The organism is Streptomyces sp. NPDC019443 (assembly GCF_044389785.1).
In the GTDB taxonomy this organism is placed as follows: Bacteria; Actinomycetota; Actinomycetes; order Streptomycetales; family Streptomycetaceae; genus Streptomyces.
The window spans coordinates 351727-376917 of the sequence record NZ_JBIRYJ010000002.1; the positions used below are offsets into that span (position 1 = coordinate 351727).

At 69.2% G+C, this 25191-nt stretch carries 25 protein-coding genes and 1 pseudogene; 16 read left to right on the forward strand and 10 right to left on the reverse strand.

Annotated elements, in window-relative coordinates:
- Window positions 1-53: 53 nt before the first annotated feature.
- The gene (locus tag ACH492_RS07815; protein WP_356221643.1) at window positions 54-818 is read right to left on the reverse strand and encodes a GntR family transcriptional regulator; all 765 of its coding nucleotides are present in this window, start codon (window positions 816-818) and stop codon (window positions 54-56) included.
- A gap of 308 nt (window positions 819-1126) precedes the next feature.
- On the opposite strand from ACH492_RS07815, the gene ACH492_RS07820 reads away from it, so the two are divergent.
- The 6 genes from ACH492_RS07820 (at window position 1127) to ACH492_RS07845 (ending at window position 9069) form a co-directional block, all read left to right on the forward strand.
- Window positions 1127-2425 carry a sugar ABC transporter substrate-binding protein gene (locus ACH492_RS07820; protein WP_398983924.1) on the forward strand — a complete coding sequence of 433 codons (1299 nt, stop codon included), beginning with the start codon at window positions 1127-1129 and terminating at the stop codon, window positions 2423-2425.
- Between the two features lie 97 nt (window positions 2426-2522).
- A complete protein-coding gene (locus tag ACH492_RS07825) occupies window positions 2523-3515 on the forward strand; it encodes a carbohydrate ABC transporter permease (protein WP_398983926.1) in 993 nt (330 codons plus the stop codon).
- A complete protein-coding gene (locus ACH492_RS07830; protein WP_398983928.1) occupies window positions 3512-4402 on the forward strand; it encodes a carbohydrate ABC transporter permease in 891 nt (296 codons plus the stop codon). The genes ACH492_RS07825 and ACH492_RS07830 overlap by 4 nt, the downstream gene beginning before the upstream one ends.
- A gap of 9 nt (window positions 4403-4411) precedes the next feature.
- Window positions 4412-5980 carry a glycoside hydrolase family 3 protein gene (locus ACH492_RS07835; protein WP_398983930.1) on the forward strand — a complete coding sequence of 523 codons (1569 nt, stop codon included), beginning with the start codon at window positions 4412-4414 and terminating at the stop codon, window positions 5978-5980.
- A gap of 45 nt (window positions 5981-6025) precedes the next feature.
- Window positions 6026-7072, forward strand: coding sequence for an SIS domain-containing protein (locus tag ACH492_RS07840; protein ID WP_398983932.1), 1047 nt, complete (start codon window positions 6026-6028; stop codon window positions 7070-7072).
- Window positions 7073-7590: 518 nt separating this feature from the next.
- Complete coding sequence (locus ACH492_RS07845; RefSeq protein ID WP_398983934.1) at window positions 7591-9069, forward strand: sensor histidine kinase; 1479 nt, start codon at window positions 7591-7593, stop codon at window positions 9067-9069.
- A 162-nt stretch (window positions 9070-9231) separates the two neighbouring features.
- Here the strand turns inward: ACH492_RS07845 and ACH492_RS07850 are convergent, their stop codons facing one another.
- A complete protein-coding gene (locus ACH492_RS07850; RefSeq protein ID WP_003953983.1) occupies window positions 9232-9489 on the reverse strand; it encodes a WhiB family transcriptional regulator in 258 nt (85 codons plus the stop codon).
- Window positions 9490-9807: 318 nt separating this feature from the next.
- The gene (locus tag ACH492_RS07855) at window positions 9808-10776 is read right to left on the reverse strand and encodes a diacylglycerol/lipid kinase family protein (RefSeq protein WP_398983936.1); all 969 of its coding nucleotides are present in this window, start codon (window positions 10774-10776) and stop codon (window positions 9808-9810) included.
- A 70-nt stretch (window positions 10777-10846) separates the two neighbouring features.
- Between ACH492_RS07855 and ACH492_RS07860 the strand changes: the two genes are divergently transcribed.
- On the forward strand, window positions 10847-11260 hold the full coding sequence (locus ACH492_RS07860; RefSeq protein ID WP_398983938.1) for a hypothetical protein: 414 nt from the start codon (window positions 10847-10849) through the stop codon (window positions 11258-11260).
- Window positions 11261-11335: 75 nt separating this feature from the next.
- Here ACH492_RS07860 and ACH492_RS07865 read toward each other — a convergent pair.
- The 3 genes and pseudogenes from ACH492_RS07865 to ACH492_RS07875 form a co-directional block, all read right to left on the reverse strand.
- Window positions 11336-12322, reverse strand: a pseudogene (locus ACH492_RS07865) (RNA polymerase sigma factor SigF); the annotation flags it as partial.
- Complete coding sequence (locus ACH492_RS07870) at window positions 12271-12684, reverse strand: anti-sigma regulatory factor (RefSeq protein ID WP_018845530.1); 414 nt, start codon at window positions 12682-12684, stop codon at window positions 12271-12273. The pseudogene ACH492_RS07865 and the gene ACH492_RS07870, both read right to left, overlap by 52 nt.
- A 251-nt stretch (window positions 12685-12935) precedes the next feature.
- Complete coding sequence (locus ACH492_RS07875; RefSeq protein WP_398983940.1) at window positions 12936-13196, reverse strand: UBP-type zinc finger domain-containing protein; 261 nt, start codon at window positions 13194-13196, stop codon at window positions 12936-12938.
- Window positions 13197-13253: 57 nt separating this feature from the next.
- Here ACH492_RS07875 and ACH492_RS07880 point away from each other — a divergent pair, with 57 nt between their 5' ends.
- Entirely contained in the window at window positions 13254-14849 is a 1596-nt protein-coding gene (locus ACH492_RS07880) for a Na+/H+ antiporter (protein WP_398983942.1), read from the forward strand.
- Here the strand turns inward: ACH492_RS07880 and ACH492_RS07885 are convergent.
- Complete coding sequence (locus ACH492_RS07885; RefSeq protein WP_398983944.1) at window positions 14831-15739, reverse strand: 1-aminocyclopropane-1-carboxylate deaminase/D-cysteine desulfhydrase; 909 nt, start codon at window positions 15737-15739, stop codon at window positions 14831-14833. The genes ACH492_RS07880 and ACH492_RS07885 overlap by 19 nt on opposite strands.
- A 41-nt stretch (window positions 15740-15780) precedes the next feature.
- Entirely contained in the window at window positions 15781-16371 is a 591-nt protein-coding gene (locus tag ACH492_RS07890; protein WP_398983946.1) for an N-acetylmuramoyl-L-alanine amidase, read from the reverse strand.
- A 268-nt stretch (window positions 16372-16639) separates the two neighbouring features.
- On the opposite strand from ACH492_RS07890, the gene ACH492_RS07895 reads away from it, so the two are divergent.
- The 5 genes from ACH492_RS07895 (at window position 16640) to ACH492_RS07915 (ending at window position 20781) form a co-directional block, all read left to right on the forward strand.
- Window positions 16640-18064, forward strand: a complete 1425-nt coding sequence (locus ACH492_RS07895) for a family 2B encapsulin nanocompartment shell protein (protein ID WP_398983948.1) — start codon at window positions 16640-16642, stop codon at window positions 18062-18064.
- 105 nt (window positions 18065-18169) lie between these two features.
- Window positions 18170-19207 carry a family 2 encapsulin nanocompartment cargo protein polyprenyl transferase gene (locus tag ACH492_RS07900; RefSeq protein WP_398983950.1) on the forward strand — a complete coding sequence of 346 codons (1038 nt, stop codon included), beginning with the start codon at window positions 18170-18172 and terminating at the stop codon, window positions 19205-19207.
- Between the two features lie 149 nt (window positions 19208-19356).
- A complete protein-coding gene (locus ACH492_RS07905) occupies window positions 19357-19938 on the forward strand; it encodes a dihydrofolate reductase family protein (RefSeq protein ID WP_398983952.1) in 582 nt (193 codons plus the stop codon).
- A gap of 44 nt (window positions 19939-19982) precedes the next feature.
- Window positions 19983-20291 carry a hypothetical protein gene (locus ACH492_RS07910; protein WP_398983954.1) on the forward strand — a complete coding sequence of 103 codons (309 nt, stop codon included), beginning with the start codon at window positions 19983-19985 and terminating at the stop codon, window positions 20289-20291.
- Between the two features lie 49 nt (window positions 20292-20340).
- Window positions 20341-20781: a DUF6304 family protein gene (locus ACH492_RS07915; RefSeq protein ID WP_398983956.1), complete on the forward strand. Its 441-nt coding sequence runs from the start codon at window positions 20341-20343 to the stop codon at window positions 20779-20781.
- Window positions 20782-20807: 26 nt separating this feature from the next.
- Here the strand turns inward: ACH492_RS07915 and ACH492_RS07920 are convergent, their stop codons facing one another.
- A complete protein-coding gene (locus ACH492_RS07920; protein WP_398983958.1) occupies window positions 20808-21272 on the reverse strand; it encodes a group II truncated hemoglobin in 465 nt (154 codons plus the stop codon).
- An 87-nt stretch (window positions 21273-21359) separates the two neighbouring features.
- Complete coding sequence (gene snpA / locus ACH492_RS07925) at window positions 21360-22013, reverse strand: snapalysin (protein ID WP_398984800.1); 654 nt, start codon at window positions 22011-22013, stop codon at window positions 21360-21362.
- A gap of 202 nt (window positions 22014-22215) precedes the next feature.
- Here snpA and ACH492_RS07930 point away from each other — a divergent pair, with 202 nt between their 5' ends.
- From ACH492_RS07930 to ACH492_RS07940, 3 genes are all read left to right on the forward strand, one after another.
- Complete coding sequence (locus tag ACH492_RS07930; protein WP_398983960.1) at window positions 22216-23199, forward strand: LysR substrate-binding domain-containing protein; 984 nt, start codon at window positions 22216-22218, stop codon at window positions 23197-23199.
- A 124-nt stretch (window positions 23200-23323) separates the two neighbouring features.
- Entirely contained in the window at window positions 23324-24508 is a 1185-nt protein-coding gene (locus ACH492_RS07935; protein WP_398983962.1) for a low temperature requirement protein A, read from the forward strand.
- 78 nt (window positions 24509-24586) lie between these two features.
- Window positions 24587-25075, forward strand: coding sequence for a hypothetical protein (locus tag ACH492_RS07940; protein ID WP_398983964.1), 489 nt, complete (start codon window positions 24587-24589; stop codon window positions 25073-25075).
- Window positions 25076-25191 lie beyond the last annotated feature (116 nt).

A 25191-nucleotide genomic window follows, 5' to 3' on the forward strand; every position in this document is an offset into this window, starting at 1 on the left:
ACGAGATGTCAGCCGAGCCGCGTCAGTCCTGCGGCCCTCGGCTCGGCGTCGAATCAGTCCTGCGGCCGCTGCAGCCTCGCGACGAACTTGTACCGGTCGCCCCGGTACACCGAACGCACCCACTCCACCGGCTCGCCCTGCGCGTCCAGTGAATGGCGCGAAAGCATCAGCATCGGCAGGCCCACGTCCGTCCCCAGCAGCCCGGCCTCGCGTGGGTTCGCCAGCGAAGTCTCGATCGTCTCCTCGGCCTCGGCCAGATGGACGTCGTACACCTCCGCCAGCGCGGTGTAGAGCGAGGTGTACTTGACCAGGCTGCGGCGCAGCGCCGGGAAGCGCTTCGCCGACAGATGCGTCGTCTCGATCGCCATCGGCTCACCGCTCGCCAGCCGCAGCCGCTCGATCCGCAGCACCCGCCCGCCGGTCGAGATGTCCAGCAGCCCGGCCAGCGTGTCGTCGGCCGTGACGTACCCGATGTCCAGCAACTGCGAGGTGGGCTCCAGGCCCTGCGCCCGCATGTCCTCGGTGTACGAGGTGAGCTGGAGGGCCTGCGAGACCTTGGGCTTGGCGACGAACGTGCCCTTGCCCTGGATGCGTTCGAGGCGGCCCTCGACGACCAGCTCCTGCAGCGCCTGCCGCACCGTCGTACGCGAGGTGTCGAACTCCGCGGCGAGCGTGCGCTCGGGCGGTACGGGCGTGCCGGGCGGCAGCGTCTCCGTCATATCGAGCAAATGGCGCTTGAGCCGGTAGTACTTGGGCACGCGCGCCGTACGGGTCTGTGCTCCGCCCTCGGTCTCCGTACCGGCCCCGTCCGTGGTCATGGCCCGCCTTCCCGACTCCTGTGCTGCTGCCGTCACCGGCTCCTCCGTCTGTTGCGGCTCACATGGTGGCACGGTCCGGTCACGGGTCGTCGCCCTGCCTCAGGTGTCGGTCCGATAACGGACGCGACAGCCCTTCTTATACACCCTTGACACCCCTAAAGGTCTAGGCCAAGCTCCGGGGTACTGGTCTAAACCATTAAAGACCAGTTCCCAGCCCCACGGGCAGACCCCGAAGCGCTGTCTCTGCGTATTGCGCGACTCCCGGGTGGTGGTGGGGGGTAACTCTTGCATCCCTTGAGGAGGGTGGCGTGAAGCGTAAGCTCATAGCCGCGGTAGGTGTGGCAGCGATGGCGGCTTCGGTCGCGGCGTGCGGCTCCAGCGACAACAAGGCCGCGAAGGACCCGAAGGACCGCAATGAGACGCTGACCGTCTGGCTGATGACGGACGCTCAGTCCACCTGGCCGGAACTGGTCAAGGACGTCAACAGCCAGTTCAACGCGAAGTACCCGGGTGTCAAGGTCAATGTCCAGTACCAGCAGTGGGCGGACAAGACCAAGAAGCTGGACGCCGCGCTCGCCGGTGACAAGTTCCCGGACGTGGTCGAGCTCGGCAATACCGAGACGATGACGTACATCCTCAACGGCGCTCTCGGCGAGATCGACCCGAAGAAGTACGAGAACTCGGACACCTGGATCAAGGGCCTCAAGGACACCTGCGCATACGAGGGCAAGCAGTACTGCGTGCCCTACTACGCGGGTGCCCGTGTCGCGATCTACAACAAGGACATGTTCAAGGCGGGCACCGGCTCCGACGCCCTGCCGACCACCGAGGCCGAGCTCACCGCCGCCCTCGACAAGGTCCAGGCGAAGAACACCAAGGACAAGGCGTTCTCGCCGCTCTACCTGCCGGGCCGCTACTGGTACGCCGCCATGTCCTACGTTGCCGCGTACGGCGGCGAGATCGCCAAGTACGACGAGGGCAAGAAGGAGTGGAAGTCCTCGCTCTCCACGCCGGAGGCGCAGAAGGGCATCACGCACTTCGTCGACCTGGTCAAGAAGTACAACCACGGCGACAAGACCAAGGACGAACAGGACCACGCCAACGTCATGGCCAACGAGAAGACCGCTCTTCTCTACGGCAACGGCTGGGAAGCCGGCAGCGTCATCGACCCCAAGGCCAACGGCAACGCCAAGCTGAAGGACAAGATCGGCACCGCCGGTATGCCGGGCCCCGACGGCAAGGCCCTGCCCTCCTTCATCGGCGGCTCCGACCTCGCCACCATCTCCAAGTCCAAGGTCCAGGACCTGGGCGAGGAGTGGATCTCGCTGTTCACCAGTGAGAAGTCCGAGGCGGTTCTCGCCGCCAAGAACATCCTTCCCAACAACACCAAGCAGCTCGAGCCGCTGAAGGCGAAGCCGGAGACCGCTCCGATCGCCAACGCCGTGCCGGACGCCTGGTTCACCCCGATCGCCCCCGGCTGGTCCGCGATCGAGAAGAAGGAAGTTCTCGAGCTGATGCTCCTGGACATCATCAAGGGCAAGTCCGTCGAGGAAGCCACCAAGACGGCCGACGCGGAGATCGACAAGCTGATCAACGAGAGCTCCTGACTCTCCTGATCGCACAGCGGGGGTGGCCGGTCCGTGCCTCAGCACGGGCCCGCCACCCCGCCCTCCGGTGACCAGTCCGAACGGAAGGCCACGCACCATGAGTGCCGCCGAAACGAAAGCAGTCGAACCGGCGGTGCCCGTCCAGCGGCACCCCGACGTCCTTCGCCCACAGCCGGCCAAGAGCGGTCGCGCGCCGCGGAAGGCCGGCGCACTGCTGCCCTATCTGCTGATCGGCCCCACGATCGTCGCGATCGCCGCCGTCTTCGTATGGCCGCTGATCAAGACGACGATCATGTCCTTCCAGGACGTCGGCCGCCGCGAGCTGTGGACCGGCGAGGCCGCACCGTGGGTGGGCTTCGAGCAGTTCTCCAGCATCTTCGGTGACCCGGCCTTCTGGGACTCCGTCGTGCTGACCGTCGTCTTCATGGCCGCCTGTGTGGTCGTCACCCTCGCCTTCGGCCTGGCGATCTCGCTGATGATGCAGCGGATGTCCACGTGGGTCCGGCTGCTCGTGACCGCCGGGCTGATCGCGGCCTGGTCCATCCCGCTGATGGTCGCCGCCTCGATCTTCCGCTGGTTCGCCGACTCCGACTACGGCGTCGCGAACATGGTCCTCACGAAGTACCTCGGACTGGACTTCCAGGGCCACAACTGGTTCCTCGACGCCAAGCAGGGCTTCCTGGTCATCGGCGCCGTCGTCGTCTGGGGCGCCATTCCGTTCGTCGCCATCACGCTCTACGCGGCCCTCACCCAGGTGCCCAAGGAGCTGGAGGAGGCCGCGGCCATCGACGGCGTCGGGGCGTTCGGCAACTTCCGCTACGTCGTCTTCCCGGTCATCAAGCCGGTCTTCCAGATGGTCGCCACCCTCTCGGTGATCTGGGACTTCAACGTCCTGGGCCAGGTCTGGCTGATGCGCGGCACCAAGCCCGAGCCCGAGTACGAGGTGCTCGGTCTCTACGCCTTCAACAAGGCCTTCGAGTCCAACTCTTTCAGCCAGGGCGCCGCCATCTCGCTGATCACGGTGCTGCTGCTGTCCGGCGTCGCCGTGTACTACCTGCGCCAGCTGCTCAAGATCGGAGAGGTCGAGTGAGCGCCACCACCTCCGCCCTGAAGGCCCCTGCCCCCAAGGCTGCCCAGATCCTCAAGCCCGACCGCAAGAAAAGGAGCCGGATCGTCTACAACGTCATCGGGCTGCTGACCTTCGTGGTCATGATCTTCCCGGTGTACTGGCTCGTCATCAGCGCCCTGCGGCCCAACGCCGAGATCCGCAGCTATGACCAGACGCTGTGGCCGTCGTCGGTCACCTTCGACAACTTCAGCCGCGCGATGGACTACGCCAACTTCGGTACGGCGGTCAAATCCAGCCTGATCATCTGCGTCACCGCGGTGGTCGGCGCCATGCTCATGGCCACCATCGCCGCGTACGCGATAGGCCGCTTCAGGTTCTTCGGCCGCAGAGGCTTCATGATCGTCCTCATCCTGGTCCAGCTGCTGCCGCCGACCGCGATGCTGATCCCCATCTACCTCCAGCTCAACGACCTCGGCGCGCTGAACGAGTACTGGGGCGTCATCATCATCTACCTCGTCTCCACACTGCCCTTCGCGACCTGGATGATCCGCGGTTTCGTGATCAACATCCCGAAGGAGCTGGAGGAGTCCGCGATGGTGGACGGCTGCAGCCAGATGGGCGCCTTCTGGCGGATCGTCTTCCCGCTGCTCGCCCCCGGCCTCGCCGCGGCGTCCATCTACTCGCTGATCAACGCCTGGAACGAGTACCTCCTCGCGTACGTCGTTCTCCAGGACAACGACAAGTACACGCTGAACGTGTGGCTGGCGAACTTCACCACCTCTCGTGGTGTGGACTACGGCGCCCTGATGGCCGCCTCGACGCTCATCGCCATCCCTGTCGTGGCCTTCTTCATGTTCATCCAGAAGAAGATGGCGGCGGGTCTCACCTCCGGTGCAGTGAAGGGATAACGCCGCCTCATGACCACTCTCGTACGTGGATCCTCGGACACCCTGACCCGCGACGCCCTCGCCGTCCTCCAGCCGGGTTTCATCGGCACCACCGCGCCCGAGTGGCTGCTGCGCCGGATCGGCGAAGGCCTCTCGGCCGTCGGCCTGTTCGGCCGCAACATCGCCTCGCCCGGCCAACTGGCCGCGCTCACCGCCCAGCTGCGGGCCGAACGGGACGATGTGCTCGTCGCGATCGACGAGGAGGGCGGGGACGTCACGCGCCTTGAGGTGCGTAACGGTTCTTCCTTCCCCGGGAACTACGCGCTGGGGGTGGTGGACGATACGGAGCTCACCCGGGCCGTCGCGCATGAACTGGGCCGCCGGCTCGCCGAATGCGGGGTCGACCTCAACTGGGCACCCTCCGCGGACGTCAACTCCAACCCGAACAACCCGGTCATCGGCGTACGGTCGTTCGGTGCCGACACCACGCTCGCCGCCCGGCACACCGCCGCGTACATCGAAGGACTCCAGGCGGCCGGAGTCGCCGCCTGCACCAAGCACTTCCCCGGGCACGGCGACACCAATGTGGACTCGCACCACGCGCTGCCCCGCATCGGTGTGGATCTTGACACTCTGCACGCCCGTGAGCTGGTGCCTTTCCGCGCGGCGATCGCGGCGGGTTCCAAAGCGGTAATGAGCGCGCACATCCTGGTTCCCGCGCTCGACCCGAACCGCCCGGCGACGCTGAGCCCGCAGATCCTCACCGGTCTGCTGCGCGAGGAGTTGGGCTACGAAGGCCTGATCGTCACCGACGGTATGGAGATGCAGGCCATCTCGGCGGTGTACGGCATCGAGCACGGCTCCGTCCTCGCCATCGCCGCGGGAGCCGACGCGATTTGCGTCGGCGGCGGCCTGGCCGACGAGGAGACCGTACTGCGACTGCGCGACGCGCTGGTCACTGCGGTACGGGACGGCGAACTGCCCGAGGAGCGGCTGGCCGACGCGGCGGCACGGGTACGCGCGCTCGCCGACTGGACGCGGGGGGCCAGGGTGGCCGCAGTGGAGCCGGGCCCGGCCTCGGAGACGGGGGTCACCGCGGCGCAGCCAGGGGCCGGGGCCGCGCCCCGCACCGACATCGGGCTGATCGCGGCACGCCGCGCGGTACGGGTGACGGTGGGACAGCTGCCGTACGAGCCGGTGGATCTCGCCCCCTATGTTGCCGCCTTCGCCCCGGTCGCGAACATCGCGGTGGGGGACGAGACCCCGTGGGGGGTGGCGGCGGAGCTGACGGCGATCCTGCCCGGCACCGAGACCGGCACCTACGACAGCGCAACCGAGACCTCCGGCTTGGTCGGAAATGTGCTGGCTGCTGCGGCGGACCGTAGGATCATCGCTGTAGTACGCGACGTTCACCGCCACCCCTGGATGGCGGACGCTCTGGACGCCCTGATCGCAGCCCGGCCCGGCACGGTCGTGGTCGAGATGGGGGTGGACCGGGCGGAGCCGAGGGGTGCCCTGCACATCGCGACCCATGGCGCCGCTCGCGTCTGCGGACGGGCCGCCGCGGAGGTCATCACCGGCAAGGGCGCCGGGGCCTGACCGACGCGGACTGTGCACAAGGAATGCCACATGGAGGCACCCCGCATGTCCGAAAAGCCGGGCCGGATCATGGCCGGTGAGATGGCAGAGCAGCCCGCGGTGCTGCGGCGCATCCTTCAGGAGGGCGCGCCGAGGATCCGCGAGGTGGCGACGGCGATCGCGGCGCGGAGCCCGCGGTTCGTGCTGCTGACCGCGCGCGGCACGTCCGACAACGCCGCGCTGTACGCGAAGTACCTGCTGGAGATCCAGCTGGGTCTGCCGTGCGGGCTGACCTCCATGTCCACGACGACGGCGTACGGCGCGCGGCCGGACCTGACCGACGTCCTGGTCATCACGGTCAGCCAGTCCGGCGGCTCACCGGACCTGGTGGCCTCGACGAAGGCGGCGCGTGAGGGGGGCGCGATCACGCTGGCGGTCACGAACAACCCGGACTCCCCGCTGGCTGCGGTCTCCGAATTTCACATCGACATCCTGGCAGGGCCGGAGAAGGCGCTCCCGGCGACGAAGACGTACACGGCGTCGCTGCTGGCGCTCTATCTCTTCGTGGAAGGGCTGCGGGGCGGCGACGGCGCGGCGGCGAAGGTGCTGCCGGACCTGGCGTCGCAGGTCCTGTCCCGTCAGGACGAGGTACGGCAGCTGGCGTCCCGCTATCGCTTCGCCGAGCGGATGGTCATCACGTCGCGGGGCTACGGCTACCCCACGGCGAAGGAGGCCGCGCTGAAGCTGATGGAGACGAGCTACATCCCGGCGCTCTCGTACTCCGGCGCGGACCTGCTGCACGGCCCGCTGGCGATGGTGGACAACATCTCCCCGGTCATCGCGGTGGTCACGGGCGGCAAGGGCGGCGAGGCCCTCCAACCGGTCCTCGACCGCCTCCGCGGCCGCGGCGCGGACCTGGTGGTGGTGGGCCCGGCCCCCCAGGTCGAGGCGGCATCGGCGGGCTTCGTCCTCCCGACGGACGGGGTTGCGGAGGAGCTCCAGCCGATCCTGGAGATTCTCCCGCTGCAACTCCTGGCGTACGAGGTGACGATCGCCCGCGGCCAGGACCCGGACGCGCCGAGGGCGCTCGCAAAGGTCACGGAAACGCGCTGAGGGGGGCGGCGCCGGGGGCTTGCCCACCCGCCCGCACCAGATGTGGGGGAACGGGGTTCCCCCACACCCCCTGCTGCGCGACGCTCCGCGCGCGAACGGTGCCGCGCCCTCCGGCGCGCTTCGGGCCACCACGCCGCGCAATTGGCGCGTGTGTGGGGGCGGGGCGCCAGGACGTGCCGCGGCGCTTCGCGCGCGCCGCAAGTAGAAGTAGCCGCACACACCCGCGGGCCGCGGCGCCTGACGGGACCCTCAACCCGTCCGGCACCGCAGCCCGGAGTTGCTCCGGCCGGCAGGTGTGCGGTCCGCGCGGCCGTATCGGAGGTCTCGGCGCAGTCAGGGCAGAGAGCGCCGGGTACCTCGTTCCACCCTCCTGTGCGGGGAGGATGGAGGTTTTGACACAATCATTGTGGACTAGACCATTCTCCGCTGTCCATCCATCTGCAGAGCTTACTTCTCGGCCCGTCCTCCGGCACGGCCGGGCAACTCACCCGGTTCACCTCGCAGGTACGCTCGCAGATGTGCCCTCCATGAACGACCTCGTACACCAGCACACAGCCCTGAGTGAATCCGACCTCGAGTGGCTGCATCTGCTGGTCTCGGAGTGGCAGCTGCTCTCCGACCTCTCCTTCGCCGACCTCGTCCTGTGGGTCCCCACCCGCGACGGCACCCGCTTCGTCTCCGTTGCCCAGATGCGCCCCAACACCGGCCCCACCTCCTACCAGGACGACATGGTCGGCCATCTCGTTCCCCGTGGCCGGCGCCCGCTGCTCGACGCCGCGCTCGACGAGGGGCGGATCGTGCGCGAGGGCGACCCGGAGTGGCGCGAGGAGGTTCCGGTACGGGTCGAGTCCATCCCCGTACGCCGCGAGGGCCGCGTCCTCGGCGTCATCGCCCGGAACACCAACCTCCTCACCGTCCGTACGCCCAGCCGACTGGAGCTCACCTACCTCCAGAGCGCCTCCGACCTCGCCCAGATGATCGCCGCCGGCTCCTTCCCCTTCCCCGGGCAACAAGTCGACATGGACGCTTCCCCGCGCGTCGGCGACGGGCTGATCCGGCTCGACGCGGACGGCGTCGTGCAGTACGCCAGCCCCAACGGCCTCTCCGCGTACCACCGCCTCGGCCTCGCCTCCGACCTCGTCGGACACCACCTCGGCCAGATCACCGCCGAACTCGCCCCGTCCCGCGGCCCCGTCGACGAGGCCCTGGTCAAACTCGCCAGCGGCTACGCGCCCCGTGAGACCGAGGTCGAGGGCAATGGCGGTGTCATCCAGCTGCGCGCCATCCCGCTCAAGCCCAAGGGCACCCGGATCGGTTCCCTCGTACTCTGCCGCGACGTCACCGAACTCCGCCGCCGCGAGCGTGAGTTGATCACCAAAGACGCGACCATCCGGGAGATCCACCACCGGGTGAAGAACAACCTCCAGACAGTCGCGGCCCTGTTGCGGCTGCAGGCGCGCCGGATGGATTCCGTACGTGGCCGTGAGGCGCTCAATGAGGCGGTGCGGCGCGTCGGTTCGATCGCGATCGTGCACGAGACCCTCTCCCAGAACCTGGACGAGCGCGTCGAGTTCGACGAGATCGCCGACCGGGTCATCGCGATGGTCTCCGAGATCTCCCCGGGCAAGGTCGAGTGCCGCCGTACGGGCCGCTTCGGCATCCTCGACGCCGAGGTGGCCACCCCGCTCGCGATGGTCCTGACCGAGGTGCTGCAGAACGCCCTGGAGCACGCCTTCGCACAGGGGGAGCACGGCTCTGTCGAGGTCGCGGCCGTACGAGGCGATCAACGCACGGACAGCCGGCTGCTGATCACCGTCCAGGACGACGGGCGCGGACTGCCCGAGGGCTTCGACCCCCAGCAGACCGGCAATCTGGGTCTGCAGATTGTACGGACCCTGGTGGAGGGGGAATTGGGCGGAACCTTCGACATGGTCCCGGCCCCGGTGCGGGGCACCAGGGTCGTCCTCGACGTACCCGTACAGGCGCAGAAGCAGTAGCCGTAGCGGCCGGAAACAGCAGCGAGCCCCGGACCGTATGTACACGGTCCGGGGCTCAGAGCTTTGTGCGCTTCGGGGGTACTGCGCGCTGCGGCTCGGGAGGCGGTGAGTGCGTACTCTCTGTACGCGCCGCCAAGCTCAGGCTCGTAGCAGGGGCTGGCGTCAGGCGCTGGCGTTACGCGCCCGGTTGCGAGCGGCACGACGCTTCATAGCGCGGCGCTCGTCCTCGCTGAGGCCACCCCAGACGCCCGAGTCCTGGCCGGACTCGAGCGCCCACTGCAGGCACTGCTCCATGACGGGGCAGCGACGGCAGACGGCCTTGGCTTCCTCGATCTGCAGCAGCGCAGGACCAGTGTTGCCGATGGGGAAGAAGAGCTCGGGGTCTTCCTCGCGGCAAACGGCGTTGTGACGCCAGTCCATGGCTGCTACCTCTCCTTGGTATTACATGCGGGTTGCTTGTGAATGTGAACGCTTTCACGAATCCCCCCGCAAGGGAAGGGCCGACTGCCAGCTGCACTGGCGTGGTCCTGAGGTTTGAGGAGGGGTTCTGGCGGTCTGTGGGGCCGATGTTGCGGGCCGTCCCGATCGCCATGTAGAGATTCGCAAACCTCGGCGGCGGATACAACCCCTTCCGGAAAGTTTTTTTTGATTCCTCGGTGTCGGCTAGGTCACAGCCGTACTTCTATGGGGTGGAGCCCAGCCCATACGTTCGAGTTAAAGGCCTTTCGGCCCTTCCACTCACACAATCACACGCAGTGCACGGCGTACGCCTGTGAACGTCACGCTCGTACGGAGCCCAAGGTGGTCACCGTCCATCTGGAACGGGAGGGGAACCTTCGAATTCAAGGTGAAGTCGGTGAGGTCGTGGAGAGTGACCGCGTGCTTGCCGTGCGGTCCGCGCTCGGGGGTGGAAGTGAGCAGCTGGGTCGCATAACGAGCCACGGCCGAGGTCGACATCTTGGACAGTGCGACGACGTCCAGGGCGGTGTCGAAGGACGCCTCCGGGGACGCATACACCGGGCGATTGCCCAGGTAGGTCCAGGGGGAGGTGTTGCAGATTATGGAGAGCACAAGATCGGTGACCGGGTCCTGGCCGGGACGGTCCAGGGTGATCGGGCCGTTCCGGCGGTGGGGCTCGTCCAGGAACTGGCGTACCACCTGGCGCATATAGAGGGCGTGCGTGGACCGCTTGCCGCGCTCCCGCTGCTGTTCGACCCGGCCGATGACGCTCGCGTCGAAGCCGAGTCCGGCGCAGAAGGTGAACCAGCGCGCGGGGACCGCCTCGTCGTCGGTGCCCGGGGTGCCGGCGGCGAGACCGAGGCCGATCGTCCGCTCGGTCCGGTCGCGCAGTGCGTCCAGGATGGCGCCGGTCGCCTCGACGGCGTCGTTCGGGAGGCCGAGGGCACGGGCGAATACGTTCGTCGAGCCGCCGGGGACGACGGCGAGGCGGGGGAGGCGGTCGGGGTCGGGGCCGTGGTGGAGCAGACCGTTGACGACCTCGTTCACGGTGCCGTCGCCGCCCAGGGCGACGACGAGATCCATGTCGTCGGACTCCGCTGCCCGGCGGCCGACGTCGCGTGCGTGTCCGCGGTACTCCGTGTTCACGACCTCCAGCTTCATCTCGCTGGCGAGGGCGTGGATGAGTACGTCGCGAGTGCGGGCACTGGTGGTGGTTGCTGCCGGATTGACCACGAGGAGTGCGCGCATGCGCAGCAGCGTACCTAGTGGGATTTACCTGGCCCAGCCCAGGGCCGCGCACGACGGCTACCCTGCTGGGATGAGCGCTGACCAGACCCCCCGCCCTGCCCGCCTGACTGCCGCGGCCGCGGTGTCCGGCCTGGAAGGCCTGGCACTGGTCGCGTGCGGCGTCTACATGCTCGTGATGGGCCTGCTCGGCCGCCCGGACAGTCCGTCGCAGGCGGAGACGGGCGGAGTGACGCTGATCGCACTCGGCGCGATCCCGCTGGCCGCGGCGCGGGGCCTGCTGCGACGCCGCAGCTGGAGCCGCGGACCGGCGATCATCACGCATCTGATGGCACTGATTCCGGCGTGGACGCTGCTGCGCGCCTCCGGGGCGCTGATCCCGCTGGGCATCGCACTGGCGGTGGTCGCGGTGACGGGCCTGGTTCTACTGGTGAACCCGACGACGACTGAGGCCCTGGGCATCCGCGGCCCCGCGCGCGACGCGTAGCCGCTCGCGCGGGGGCGGTACGTCCCCCCGGTGGCTCCCGGTGGGGAGGGGCCGCCCCCACGCCCCGCGGGCCGGTTACTCCTCGACCAGGAGCTTCTCGCGGAGCTGTGCCAGCGTGCGGGCCAGCAAGCGGGAGACGTGCATCTGAGAGATGCCCACCTCCTGTGCGATCTGCGACTGCGTCATGTTGCCGAAGAACCTCAGCAGCAGGATCCGCTTCTCGCGCGGTGGCAGGTCCTCCAGCAGTGGCTTCAGCGACTCGCGGTATTCGACGCCCTCCAGGGCCTCGTCCTCCGCGCCCAGTGTGTCCGCCACCGCCGGGGACTCGTCGTCCGTGTCGGGAACGTCCAGGGACAGAGTGGAGTACGCGTTCGCGGACTCCAGGCCCTCCAGGACCTCCTCCTCCGAGATGCCCAGGCGTTCCGCCAGCTCGTGGACCGTCGGCGAGCGGCCGTGCTGCTGGGACAGTTCCGCCGTCGCCGTGGTCAGGGCGAGCCGCAGTTCCTGGAGGCGGCGCGGGACCCGGACCGCCCAGCCCTTGTCGCGGAAGTGGCGCTTGATCTCGCCGACCACCGTCGGCGTCGCGTACGTCGAGAACTCGACGCCCCGATCCGGATCGAACCGGTCCACCGACTTGATCAGGCCGATCGTCGCGACCTGCGTCAGATCGTCCAGCGGCTCGCCGCGGTTGCGGAAGCGCCGCGCCAGATGCTCGACCAGCGGCAGATGCATACGCACCAGCTGGTTGCGCAGCTCCGCCCGCTGCGACGAGCCGTCGGGCAGCTTGCGCAGCTCGATGAACATCGCCCGCGCCCCGCTGCGGTCATGTGGATCGTGGTGCTGCTTCTCGTGCACGTGCTCGCTCATACGGTCCGCCCGCTCTGCCTGCTCCGCCGCGGCCGTCCGGCCGTCAAGTCCGTCCAGTCCGTCCACCGGGTGCGGCCGCGCCTGCTGTTCCGGGATGCCCGTCACCGCGGGTGGCTCGTTCCGCACCGGACCGTCCCCGTTCCTCACGCCGGCCCGGGTCCCGCGCCGCGCTGTTTGTACAGGCTGATGGAGACCGTACGGTCATCGGCGACCGACGAGTCGACCTTGCCGGCCAGCGCCGAGAGCACCGTCCAGGCGAAGGTGTCACGCTCCGGCGCCCGGCCGTCTGTCGTCGGCGCCGAGACCGTGACCTCGAGCGAGTCGTCGACGAGTCGGAAGACGCAGCTGAGAACGGAACCGGGGACGGCCTGCTGCAGCAGGATCGCGCACGCCTCGTCGACCGCGATCCGCAGATCCTCGATCTCGTCGAGGGTGAAGTCCAAGCGCGCTGCGAGGCCGGCCGTGGCCGTACGCAGCACGGACAGGTAGGCACCCGCAGCGGGCAGCCGGACTTCCACGAAGTCCTGAGTCCCGGGCTCGCCTGCGATCTGGGACACCCTCACCTCCAAGGTGGCACAAGCTCTTTCGGGGCTACGGGAGGGGAGATCCCGAAGCCGTCGCTACGTAGTCAGTCGGTCTGTACGTAGCCGGTACTGGCCCGGCGACGCTATCGCGATCCATGGTGCCCTGTCGCCGGGACCCCCAGTCGGTGGCTGTCACTCATGGTAAGCATACGAGCACACACAGTGGCTAGAGGTCTGCGTCACCCAATTACGAGGAACCGGCGGAGGGTTGACGTACCCACGCGTCAGACGATCGAACCGTCGACAAAGCACCAACGCCACCTCTCACCCGGCTCGAAGCTTCGCATCACAGGGTGCCCGGTCTGCGTGAAGTGCGCGGTGGCGTGCCGCAGGGGCGAGGAGTCGCAGCAGCCCACGAGGCCGCAGATCAGGCAGAGTCGCAGCTGTACGGGATTGCTGCCGACCGCCAGACACTCCAGGCAGGTCTCGCTCAGCGGGACCGGCTCGGGGTTGGGCAGTTCTGCTGCATGCGGGCACTCGCTCATGATTGCCAGATTACGACGTGGGTGACGGATGTACGGACGGACGTGAGGGACGGCGAAATGGACGCATTGCCACTGGTCGCGCTGATCGCGGCGAGCGCCGCGATCGCCGGGGCGGCCCGCAGGACACCGGTGCCGGCGCCGCTGCTGCTGGTGACCGTGGGGCTGATCGGCGCGTATGTGCCGGGGGTGCCGGACTACACGCTCGACCCGCACATCGTGCTGCCCCTGGTGCTGCCGCCGCTGCTGCACACGGCCGCGCTCGACAGCTCGTACCTCGATCTGCGGGCCAATCTGCGGCCCGTCGCACTGCTCTCGGTCGGCTACACCCTCTTCGCGACCGTCGCTGTGGGTTACCTCGCCTATCTGCTGGTGCCGGATCTGCCGCTGACCGCCGCGCTGGTGCTGGGCGCGGTCGTCGCGCCGCCGGACGCGGTCGCCGCGACCGCGATCGCCCGGCGGCTGGGGCTGCCGAACCGGATCACGACGATCCTGCAGGGCGAGTCCCTGGTGAACGACGCGACCGCGATCACCGCGTACAGGGTGGCGCTGGCCGCGGCGGTCGGGGAGGGTGCGAGCTGGGCCGGCGGCATCGGGGAGTTCGCGCTGGCGTCGCTCGGCGGGATCGGCGTCGGCCTGGTGCTGATGGTGCCGATCCACTGGCTGCGTACGCATCTGAGGGAAGCACTCCTGCAGAACACCCTTTCGCTGCTGATTCCCTTCGTCGCCTATGCGGCCGCCGAGCGCGTCGGGGCGTCCGGCGTGCTCGCCGTGGTCGTCGTCGCGCTCTATCTGGGGCACCACTCCTGGCAGGTCGACTTCGAGACCCGGCTGCAGGAGGGGGCGGTCTGGAAGATGGTCGCGTTCATCCTGGAGTCGTCGGTCTTCGCGCTGATCGGGCTGCAGCTGCCGTACGTGGTGCAGGGCCTCGGCGGCTACTCGGTGGGCGAGACGCTCTGGTACGCGGTCGGGGTCTTCGTCGCCGTGGTGGTGGTGCGGTTCGTCTGGGTCTTCCCGGCCACCTTCCTGCCGCGCGCACTTTCGCCGCGGATCAGGAAGCGCGAGCCGGACACCAACTGGACCGCGCCGGTGATCGTGGGCTGGGCCGGGATGCGCGGGGTCGTCTCGCTGGCGATCGCCTTCTCGATTCCGCTGGCCACGGCGGGCGGCGAGCCGTTCCCGGCGCGGAACCTGGTGCTGTTCCTGACCTTCACGACAGTGATCGGGACGTTGGTGATCCAGGGGCTCACGCTGCCGGCGCTGATCCGGGCGCTGAAGGTGCCGGGGCGCGACCCGCAAGCCGAGACGCTCGCCGAGGCGCAGGCGCAGAGCCAGGCCTCAAGGGCGGCGGAGCAGCGGCTGGACGAACTGCTGGCGGACGAGGGCAACGCGCTTCCGCAGCCTCTGGCGGACCGGCTGCGGACGGTGCTGGAGCGGCGGCGGAACGCCGTGTGGGAGCGGCTCGGGGCGGTGAACCCGGTGACCGGGGAGTCGGCGGACGACACTTACCGGCGGCTGGCGCGGGAAATGATCGAGGCCGAGCGCGAGGTCTTCGTACAGCTGCGGGACCAGCGGCGGATCGACGACGAGATGATGCGTACACTGCTGCGCCGTCTCGATCTGGAGGAGGCGGCGGCCTACCGCGAGGAGCCCTGACCGGTGATCACGGCGGCGACGGCGGTGCCGGGCGGGAGGGCGCCGTCGGCGGCGAGGGTGGTCAGGCCGTAGAGCATCTTGGCGACGTAGACACGCTCGACGGGGAGCTGGTGGCGGGCCTCGAAGTCGTCGGCGAAGGCGTCGAGTGCGGGGGTGGTACGGGCGTATCCGCCGAAGTGGAAACGGTCGTCGAGCGACCAGTCGCCGGCCTGCCCGCCGAAGGCCTCGTCCTGGAGGCCGCGTATCTGTGTGGCGAGAAAGCCGCCCTTGAGGACGGGGAATCCGATGGCGTGCTGCCCGGGCGCGAGTCCGGCGGCGAGTCCGGCGAGGGTCCCGCCGGTGCCGCAGGCGACGGCGACGACGTCGGCGAGGTGGCGGAGTTCGCGGCCGAGGGCGGCGCAGCTCTGTGCGGCGCGGGCGTTGCTGCCGCCTTCGGGGACGACGTAGACGTCGCCCGGGACCGACCGCAGGATCTCGGCCAGGACCTCCGGGTCGTCCTTCGTGCGGTACGTCGCCCGGTCGACGAAGAGCAGGTGCATACCGTCCGCCGCGCACTGGGTCAGGGACGGGTTCAGGGGGCGGGAGGCCAGTTCGTCGCCGCGGACCACGCCGATCGTTTCGAAGCCCAGCAGGCGGCCCGCGGCGGCCGTCGCGCGCAGGTGGTTGGAGTACGCACCGCCGAACGTCAGCAGCGGGCGGCCCGCCGCCGCGTGGAGGTTCGGGGCGAGTTTGCGCCACTTGTTGCCCGGGAGGTCCGGGTGTATCAGGTCGTCGCGCTTGAGCAGAAGACGTATGCCGTGCCGGCTGAAGCGCTCGTCCTCGACCGGCCGCAGCGGCGAAGGCAGTCGCGGCCGCAGGGCCGTGGTGAGGTCGAGCGCTTTCCGGGTCACGCACCCATTGTCACGTCAGGCGGTCTTGTCACGTCTGGCGGTCACTGCAGACGTTCGTGGATGCGTGCGCGCATGGAGTTCATCGTGAAGCCCCGGGGATCGACCTTTCCCGGCTGCCATTCGAGGTGGCCGATGACGGAGCGCGCGGTCCAGCCGTGGCGGCGGCAGATCGCCGCGGCCGCTCTCTCGATCGCCTCCAGTTGGACGGCAGGCCATGGATCCTTGCCGTCGCCGAGGTTCTCGCACTCGAAGCCGTAGAAATGGCGGTTTCCGTCGGTGTTCGCCTCGTTGTCCGCGGGGAGTGCCTTCTCCGCGATGACGGCGCGCAGTACATCGTCGTCGCCGAGCCCTGCGTGGTTGGCGCGGCCGTAGCCGACGAGATGGACCTTGCCGTCCTTGGCGATGACGCCGAGGCACAGCGGCCCCGGCAGGCTCGCGTAGCCGTCCCGGCAGATGCGGACGGTTGTCGCGGTGCCCTTGGTGACGGTGTGGTGGATCATCACGCCGTGGACCGGGCCCCAAGGGCCCTTGTGGTTGCGGTTGTGCGTACGCCAGTCGCCGACTTGGACGACCGTCAGCCCTTCGTCGCGCAGGGCGTCGAGGAAGCTGTTCGCGGACATGGGTGGGGACATGGCCGGGTCTCCTTGTGAATGCGGGGGAAAGTGCGCGGAATGCTCCGTACTGCGCCTTTACCCCGAACTCCCTTGAAAGGACCGTCTGTTCGCACTACGTGCGAGCGATCCGGTCAGCCGCCGGTCGCTACAGGGCACCGGCACGCGGAGCCGTGCAACGTGCCCCGCCCGCGCTGAACTAGTCCCATCCATTTGTGTAATGGCGTACGTACTCTCCGTGATGGAAGCTTTCGAGTGCAGGTCAGACCCGTGATCGAGAGGGAGTCACATGTCGGTTGGTTCGGTTGGTTCTGTCGGCGACGAGGTCAGTGAGCAGCAGACGTCGAAGCAGCAGAGTCTTGGTACGGCCGCCGCGCGGAATCTTGCGACAACCACCAAGTCCGCCCCGCAGATGCAGGAGATCACCTCACGGTGGCTGCTGCGCATGCTGCCGTGGGTGCAGGTGCAGGGCGGCACCTACCGGGTGAACCGCCGCCTCAGCTACTCCGTCGGCGACGGTCGAGTGACATTCGTGCAGACCGGCGACCGGGTGGCGGTCATCCCCGCCGAGCTCGGCGAGTTGCCCGCCCTGCGGGAGTACGGCGACGAGGCCGTGCTCGCCGAGCTGGCGACCCGTTGCGATCAGCGGGAGTTCAGGGCCGGTGAGGTGCTTGCCGCCGCGGGCACCGCTGCGGACCGCGTCTATCTGCTGGCGCACGGCCGGGTCGAGCAGATCGGCACCGGTCCGTACGGCGACGAGGCGGAGCTCGGCGTCCTCGCCGACGGGGCGTACTTCGGCGATCAGGCGCTGCTGGACCGCGAGGCCTCCTGGCAGTACACCGCGCGTGCCGCGACCGCATGCACGGTGCTCGTGCTGACCAGGGACGATGTGCTGAACCTCGCGGAGCGCGCCGACTCGCTCCGCGTGCATCTGGCCGGTCTTTCGTCCCAGCCGCAGCAGCGGACCAACAAGTACGGCGAGGCGGCGATCGACCTGTCCGCGGGCCATGTCGGCGAAGCCGTCGTCCCGCACACCTACGTCGACTACGACGCGGCGCCGCGAGAGTACGAACTGAGCGTGGCCCAGACCGTGCTGAAGGTCCACAGCCGTGTCGCCGACCTCTACAACCAGCCGATGAACCAGACCGAGCAGCAGTTGCGGCTCACGGTCGAGGCGCTGCGGGAGCGCCAGGAGCACGAGCTGATCAACAACCGCGAGTTCGGACTGCTGAACAACTGCGACTACGGGCAGCGGTTGCAGCCGCACGACGGCGTGCCCAGCCCCGACGACATGGACGAACTTCTCTCGCGGCGGCGCGGGTCGAAGCTGTTTCTGGCCCATCCGCGGGCCATCGCCGCCTTCGGGCGCGAGTGCAACAGGCGCGGTCTGGTGCCCGACAGTGTGGAGGTGGCCGGCCACCATGTGCCCGCCTGGCGCGGTGTGCCGATCTTCCCGTGCAACAAGATCCCGGTCACCGAGGCCAGGACCACCTCGATCATCTGCATGCGTACGGGCGAGGCCGACCAGGGCGTCATCGGACTGCAGCAGAGCGGCATCCCGGACGAGATCGAGCCCAGCCTGTCCGTGCGCTTCATGAGCATCGACGAGCAGGCGATCATCTCGTACCTGGTCACGGCCTACTACTCGGCGGCGGTGCTGGTGCCGGACGCCCTCGGGGTCCTGGAGAACGTCGAGGTGAGCCGCTGGCGGTGATCCGGCCCGCCCGTGGCGCGATATCGCGCCACGCTCCCGGCCGCACGGCTCGGCCCCTGCCCCGTCGGCCCCCGGAGTGCCCAACACCTGGAAAGGCCTGCCCAGATGACCATGTCGGAGACCGTCGAGGCCCGCGAGGCCGTCGACCTCCTGGAACGCACCCGCAGCGCCGTGAATCCCCAACTGCGCGCCACCATCGAATCGTTGCCCGGATCCATACGCCGCGTCGCGATGTACCACTTCGGCTGGGAGCACGCGGATGGCACCCCGGCGGCCGGCTCTGCGGGCAAGGCCATCAGGCCCGCGCTCGTACTGGCCGCGGCCCGGGCGCTCGGCGGGGACCCGCGGCAGGCGGTGCGGGCGGCGGCCGCGGTGGAGCTGGCTCACAACTTCACGCTCCTCCACGACGACGTCATCGACGAGGACTCCACCCGCAGGCACCGACCCACCGCCTGGACCGTCTTCGGCACCCCGGACGCCATCATCGCGGGCGACGCCCTGCTCGCCCTCGCGCTGCGGCTGCTCGCCGAGGACCGGCACCCCGCGTCTGCCGCCGCGTCGGAGCGGCTCGCGGCGTGTGTGATCGAGCTGTGTGCGGGACAGCAGGCGGACTGCGCCTTCGAGGAGCGCGCGCCGCAGGAGGTCTCCCTCGACGAGTGCCTCGCCATGGCGATGGCCAAGACCGGCGCGCTGCTGGGCTGCGCCTGCGCGCTCGGCGCGCTGTACGCGGGCGGGGGCGAGGAGGAGGCCGCGGCCATGGACGCCTTCGGGAGGGAAGCGGGGCTTGCTTTCCAGCTCATCGACGATCTGATCGGGATCTGGGGTGATCCGGCGCGTACGGGCAAACCGGCCGGCGCCGATCTGGCGTCCCACAAGAAGTCCCTGCCGGTGGTCGCCGCCCTGACCTCCGGCACCCCGGCGGGCGCCGACCTGGCCGAGCTCTATCGCGGCCCGATGAGCCCCAGGGCCGTGCGCCTCGCCGCCGAGGCCGTCGACCGGGCGGGCGGCCGCGACTGGGCACAGCTCCAGGCGGCGGACCGGATGGCCCGGGCCGTCCATGAGCTCGCCCGCGCGGTTCCGGACCTGACGGCGGCGGGCGATCTGCTGGCTCTGGCGGAATTCGTCACCCGCCGCACCCGCTGATGCGGCCAAATGGCGCGGGCCGCAAGCGGGTTGTGACGCTCGCCGGAGAAAGGGCCTTGCATAACCACTACGCCTGAAGCACTATGGGTGGAGTGGTTGCGCTGGGTTGTCAGCGGCCACGCTCGTATCCCCTGACGAAGAGGACCGGTTTGCGAAAGCTCAGCTACTTCATCGCCGCGTCGATCGACGGCTTCATCGGGGCCCCGGACGGCAAGGCGGACTTCTTCACCCCGTTCGCGGTCGGGGACTTCCTCGACTACCTCAGGACCGAGTGTTCGGACACCCTGCCGACCCCGGCCCGGCAGGCCTTGGGCGTAGACGACGCGCCCAACACCGAGTTCGACACGATCATCCAGGGCCGGGCCAGCTACGACCTCGCGCTGGACATCAAGGTCACCAGCCCGTACGCCCATCTGCGGGAGTACGTCGCATCCCGCAGTATCAAGGAGTCGCCCGACCCGAACGTGGAGATCGTCTCCGGCGACGTGGCGGCCAAGATCAGGGAGCTCAAGCAGGAGGACGGGCTCGGCATCTATCTCTGCGGGGGCGCGAGCCTCGCCGGCCAGCTGCTGGACGAGGTCGACGAGCTCGTCATCAAGACTTATCCGGTGATCCTCGGCTGGGGAATGCCCATGTTCGCGGCGGAGTTCCGCATCGCGGACTTCACGCTCGATTCCGTCCGCACCTTCGACAATGGCGTCCTCGTCAGGAAGTACCACAGGAAGCACTGACCGCAGGACTGTCCGGCTTGCCCATACCGCCATATCCTGGGGGTATGGGCAGCGAAGGACGCGATACCGTCCGCAGCCCGCAGGTCGAGCACCGTTGCCCGGCGTGCGGAGAGCCTGTCGGCACGGTCATCAAACGACACAAGACGCTCGGCGCGTACGTCCCCGTCTGGGAACCCGGCCCGTGCCGTAATCCCGGGTGCCCACTGAGCGGCGTGAGCCAGAGTGAAAAGTCCCCTGAGAAGTCCGCCGAAAAGTCCGCCGAAAAGTCCGCCGAGAAGTCCGCCGAGAAGTCCGGCGGTGAGCCAGGCGGCGAGTCCGGCGGTGAGCCAGGTGGGGCGGTCGGGACGCCCTGAGGGATCCCGGCTGTTCAGCGGAACAAGTCGTACCGCTACAGTCCGCGCCATGTCATCGGAGTCGACGGAAGTCTGGGCGGGCTGGTACCGCGACCGCGCGGGCACGGAAGCGTTCACGATCGCGGCGAGCGGGCGCCAACTGCGCACGCGCATAAGGGATGTTGAGTACGAAGGGGCGACATTTGCCGCCCTTAGGGCAGTGGGCACGGCCGGGGTGCTGTCGTCCTGTGTACTGGAGTGGGACATACCGCTGCCCGTCCACGCGGACGGTGCGCTCCAACGGGCCACGCTCAGCTGCCTGTTGACGCTCGGCGAGCCGCGGCAGGACGGGTCGCTGGACCGGGCGGACCTCAATCTGACCCTGCACTACGGCGGGACCGCGTACGAATCCGGTGTCGCCGGGGGTGACTTCGGCGACGCTCTCGGCAGCATCCAGAAGCAGCTGCCGCCCGGCGCGGAGTTCTCACTGCGTACGCCGGTGGGCGCCTGAGTGGCCGCGCCGGGTGACCCCTCCGGTCAGCGCAGGCCGTCCCAGCCCCAGCGAGGGGTCGGACCCGGGTCCCCGAGGTCCGTGCCCGCCTGGTCTGCCGAGACCTCGCGGGCGATCTTCGTGCCCCAGTCGAAGTACTCCAGCACCCGGCGGCGCAGCAGCTCGTCGTCCGGGAGCTCCTTCGCCACCGCGGTGGTCATCAGTTCCATCCAGCGCAGCCGCTGCTCCTCGGTGATCGACAGCCCGAGGTGCGCGCGGAGCAGCGCCTGGTGGCCGCCCAGTTCGGCGGTGAAACGGGCCGGGCCTTCGAAGATCTCGGCGAGCCAGACGGCGACATGCTCGATATGGGTGGGTGTGAAGTCGGCGAAGACGGGGGCGAGCAGCGGATCGGCGAGGACGGCTTCGTAGAAGGTGTTGCTCAGCCGCCGCAGCGCGTCGTTGCCGCCGACGGCCTCGTACAGAGTCTCGGGACGCTCACTCGGTCTCGTCATGGCACCACACTATGCGCGACCATGAAGGGGCGTCCCGCCATTGGCGGCGGGACGCCCCTCTTGTGCCAGGGCAGGTAGGGCGCAGGGTCAGGAGACGCGGGCGATCGCCGCCGCCAGGCCGCCCGCCCACAGGGCGTTCACGCGGGCGCGCTCCCGTGCGTCCGGGTAGGCGTTCTGACAGGACGTGCCCGGGCCGCCGCCCGACATCAGCTCGCTGCACGGACCCTGGTAGTGGTCGGGCAGCCCCAGCACGTGCCCGGTCTCGTGGGCGGTGACCCGGGTGGAGTTGTACTGCTGGTTCTGCCGGTAGTCGAGGAAGATGTAGCCGCGGCCGTGGCCGTCGGTGCTCGCGTACGAGCCGCGTGGGTCATTGCCCTCGTGGTACGAGAAGTCCGCGCCCGAGCCCTCCTGCAACTTCACATTGCTGACTGAGCTGTTCCAGATCTGGGTGCTCTGGGATATCTGGCTGCGGAAGCTGGGCGCGTTGGCGGTGCTGTAGACGACGGTCACGGCTTTGGCGCCGGGGTTCGCGGCGCGCTTGTCGGCGACCGACTTCACGACGGCGTCGAAGAAGGCCTTGGTCGCCTTGGCGTCCTCGCTGGATCCTTCGTAGGCGGCGTACGACGAAGGGGCTGCGGCCGCAGGGAGGTTGGACGCGGTCGCGGGTCCGGCGCCCAGCACGGCGGCGAGGCCGAGACCGAGGCCGAGTGAGGCGGAGAGTAACGTCCGGGGATGACGCATGGGATTGCGCATGTGGGGGGCTCCTGCTCGTCCGATGAATCCGATGAACGGGTTCGGGTACCGCAGAGTGTCGGGGAGCCCGCCCCCGTCGCGGATGATGTCAACTGCCGATAACGCGAGCGCATCACCGTGTTTCGGACCGTCCGCTGTGCCCCAACTACAGTGTCTGGTGTGACAGTTGGGGCGGCTCTACCCTCGGCTCATGGAGCTCGAGGTGAGGCACCTCCGTGCGCTGTGCGCCATCGCCGACACCGGCAGCCTGCACAAAGCCGCCCGGCAACTGGGCGTCAGCCAGCCGTCCCTGACCACCCAGCTGCGGCGGATCGAGAACTCCCTCGGCGCGGAGCTCTTCTCGCGTGAACGCACCGGCTGCCGGCCGACCCCGCTGGGCCGTTCCGTACTGAGCCGGGCCCGCCCGCTCGTGGCCGAAATGACCTCCCTCGTCGTCGAGGCCAAGGCGGCCGCCGCCCGGGCCGACGGCCCCCGGCTGCGCGTCGGCTCCACCGCCAGCCGGGCGCTCGCGGGCTGGCTGCGCAGGCTTCGGCAGCGGCTGCCCGGCACCGACATCTCGCTGCACATGGACGTCTCGGCCAGCGCGCTGCTGCGGATGGTCGCCGCGGGCCAGCTCGACGTCGCCTTTGTGCACGAGGTGGAGGGCTGTCCGCTGCTCGTGCCGGACGGTCTGTCCGCTCGCGTACTGGTCAAGCGCGAGCCGCAGTTCATCTCCATGGCCCGCGACCACCCTGCCGCCGCCGCGGCCGTCGTGGAACTCGCCGATCTGGCCGAGGACCGCTGGATGGTCGACCCGACGGTGGACGGCGAGTGGGACGGGCTGCGCCGGGTGCTGGGCGCGGCCGGCCTCAACCCGCCCGTCCTGCACGGGGATTACCTCACCGCCGCATCCCTGATAGCGGTCGGGGAGGCGGTCGCCCCCTGCCAGCCGACCACGGGCCCGCGCGACGACATGGCGATCCGGCCGCTGCGCGGCGACCCGCTCGCCGTACGGCTGCTCCTGTTCTGCAGACCCGGTGAGTGCCAGGAGCTGTACGACGCGGTGTATGCGGAGCTGGCGGACGCGTACCAGGAGGCGGCGCTGCGTGCGGCGGCGTACCGGCAGTGGCTGCGCAGACACAAGAGCCCGCTGCTGCACGCGCCCGCGGCCTGGCCCCCGTCACGGCGGAGGTAACTTGCTGCCACTGGAGCAGCGGGAACTCTGCAATTTCGTCAAGCCCCGAATCCGGCCATGATTTGGCCGTATCCTTCCGCGCGGAGTCGGCCGAGCCGAGTGCCGCCTCCAGAGGGGAAACGCCGTGCCGACAGGTAGAGACCGGTCCCGGATGATCGCCACGGAGAGCGGTCATCGGGTGACGCCTGCCGAGCTGTTCTTCGACTTGGTATTCGTCTACGCGATCACCCAGGTCACCGCTCTGATGGCGGCCGACCCGACGCCACTGCGGCTGGTCGGCGCCATGGTGGTGCTCGCCCTGCTGTGGTGGTGCTGGTGTTGCTTCGCCTGGCTGGGCAATGTGGTGCGGGCCGACTCCGGAGCGATGTTCACCGTGCTGGTCGCGGTGATGGCGGTGGTGCTGGTCGTCTCACTGACCGTGCCGGAGGTCTACGCCGACGCGCCTGGCGGCCTGTCGGCGCCGCTGGTGTTCGTGCTCTGCTACGGCGCGGTCCGGATCCTGCATCTGGTCTCGTACTGGATCGCCAGCCCCGGCGACGAGGCGCTCCATGTCACGCTGCGCCGGACCGCACTGCTGTCGGTGGCCCCGCCGTTCGTGCTGCTCCTGGTCGGCAGCGCCCTCAGTGGCGTCGCACAAGTACTGGTGTGGCTCGGCGCGGTGGTGATCGACTACGGCGGGATCTACGTCACCGGATCCTCGGGCTGGCGGGTGGCCTCGCCGGGGCACTTCGCCGAACGGCACGGTCTGATCGTGATCATCGCGCTGGGCGAGTCGATCGTCGCGATCGGTGTTGGCGTGTCCGGCCTGCCCATCTCCACCCCGGTACTGGCCGGGGCCGCCGCGGGCCTGTTGGTTGTCGCCGGGCTGTGGCGCCTGTACTTCCGGCAGATCAGCGAGACCGCCGAGCATCGGCTGAGCGCTCTGGACGGCGATGACCGCACCCGGCTGGCGCGCGACACCTACACGTTCTTGCACCTGCCGCTCGTCGCGGGAGTCGTGCTCACCGCGCTCGGCATGAAGAAGGTGCTCCAACAGGTCGCCGACGACGAGCACTACGACCTGACCGAACCGCTGCACGGGGTGGTGGCCTGGGCGCTCCCAGGCGGCGTCGGCGTATTCCTGCTCGCGGCGTCGGCGATTTTGCTGCGCACCGGTGGGCGAAAGCCTGTGGCACTCGTCGTCGGAGGACTCGGCTGCCTGGGGGCGGGCGCGCTGGTTGCCCTGATTCCCGCGCTGCTCGCGCTGCTCCTGTTGGCTGCGGCCGTAACGGGACTCGTGGTCCTGCACAGCCGGAAGGCCGGAGCATAGAGCGGGTGCGCTTCGAGGGCTGTGCGCGAGGCCCGCGATAGGATCCGCGACCTGCCGTCGAGCTGACCGGGGAGAGCCATGACGACCATCGCAGTGACCGGACACATGGACCTGACCGAGGCGAGCACTTCCCTCGTCCGCACCGCGCTCGACGAGCTGCTCAAGCCATACGCGGACGGTGGACTCGTCGGTGTCTCCTGCATCGCCAAGGGCTCCGACTCCCTCTTTGCGGAGGCCGTGCTGGCGGTCAGCGGGCGTCTGGTCGTCGTGATCCCCTCGCAGGACTACCGGCAGAGCAAGGTCAAATCCGACCATGCCGAGTTGTTCGATCGGCTTGTCGAGGCCGCCGACGAGGTGCTCGTCATGCCGCACGAGGCGGCGAACCGCCAGGCGTACGAGGCCGCGAATGCGGTGTTGCTGGAGCGCTCCGATCGGCTCGTCGCTGTGTGGAACGGCGAGTCGCCCAGCGGGAAGGGAGGCGGCACGGCAGACGTGGTGGCCGAGGCCCGCGAGGCGGGTCTGCCGGTGGATGTGGTGTGGCCGGAGGGTGCCGCGCGCCGGGGCTGAACACCGGCGCCACACTCTGTCGAGTTGCCGCTGGCGGTGCGTCCACGCCTTCTTGGCGCTGCGTCTGTCCGGTGGAGTTGAGGGCTCCGTCACGGGAGCGAAAACGCCGACAGCAC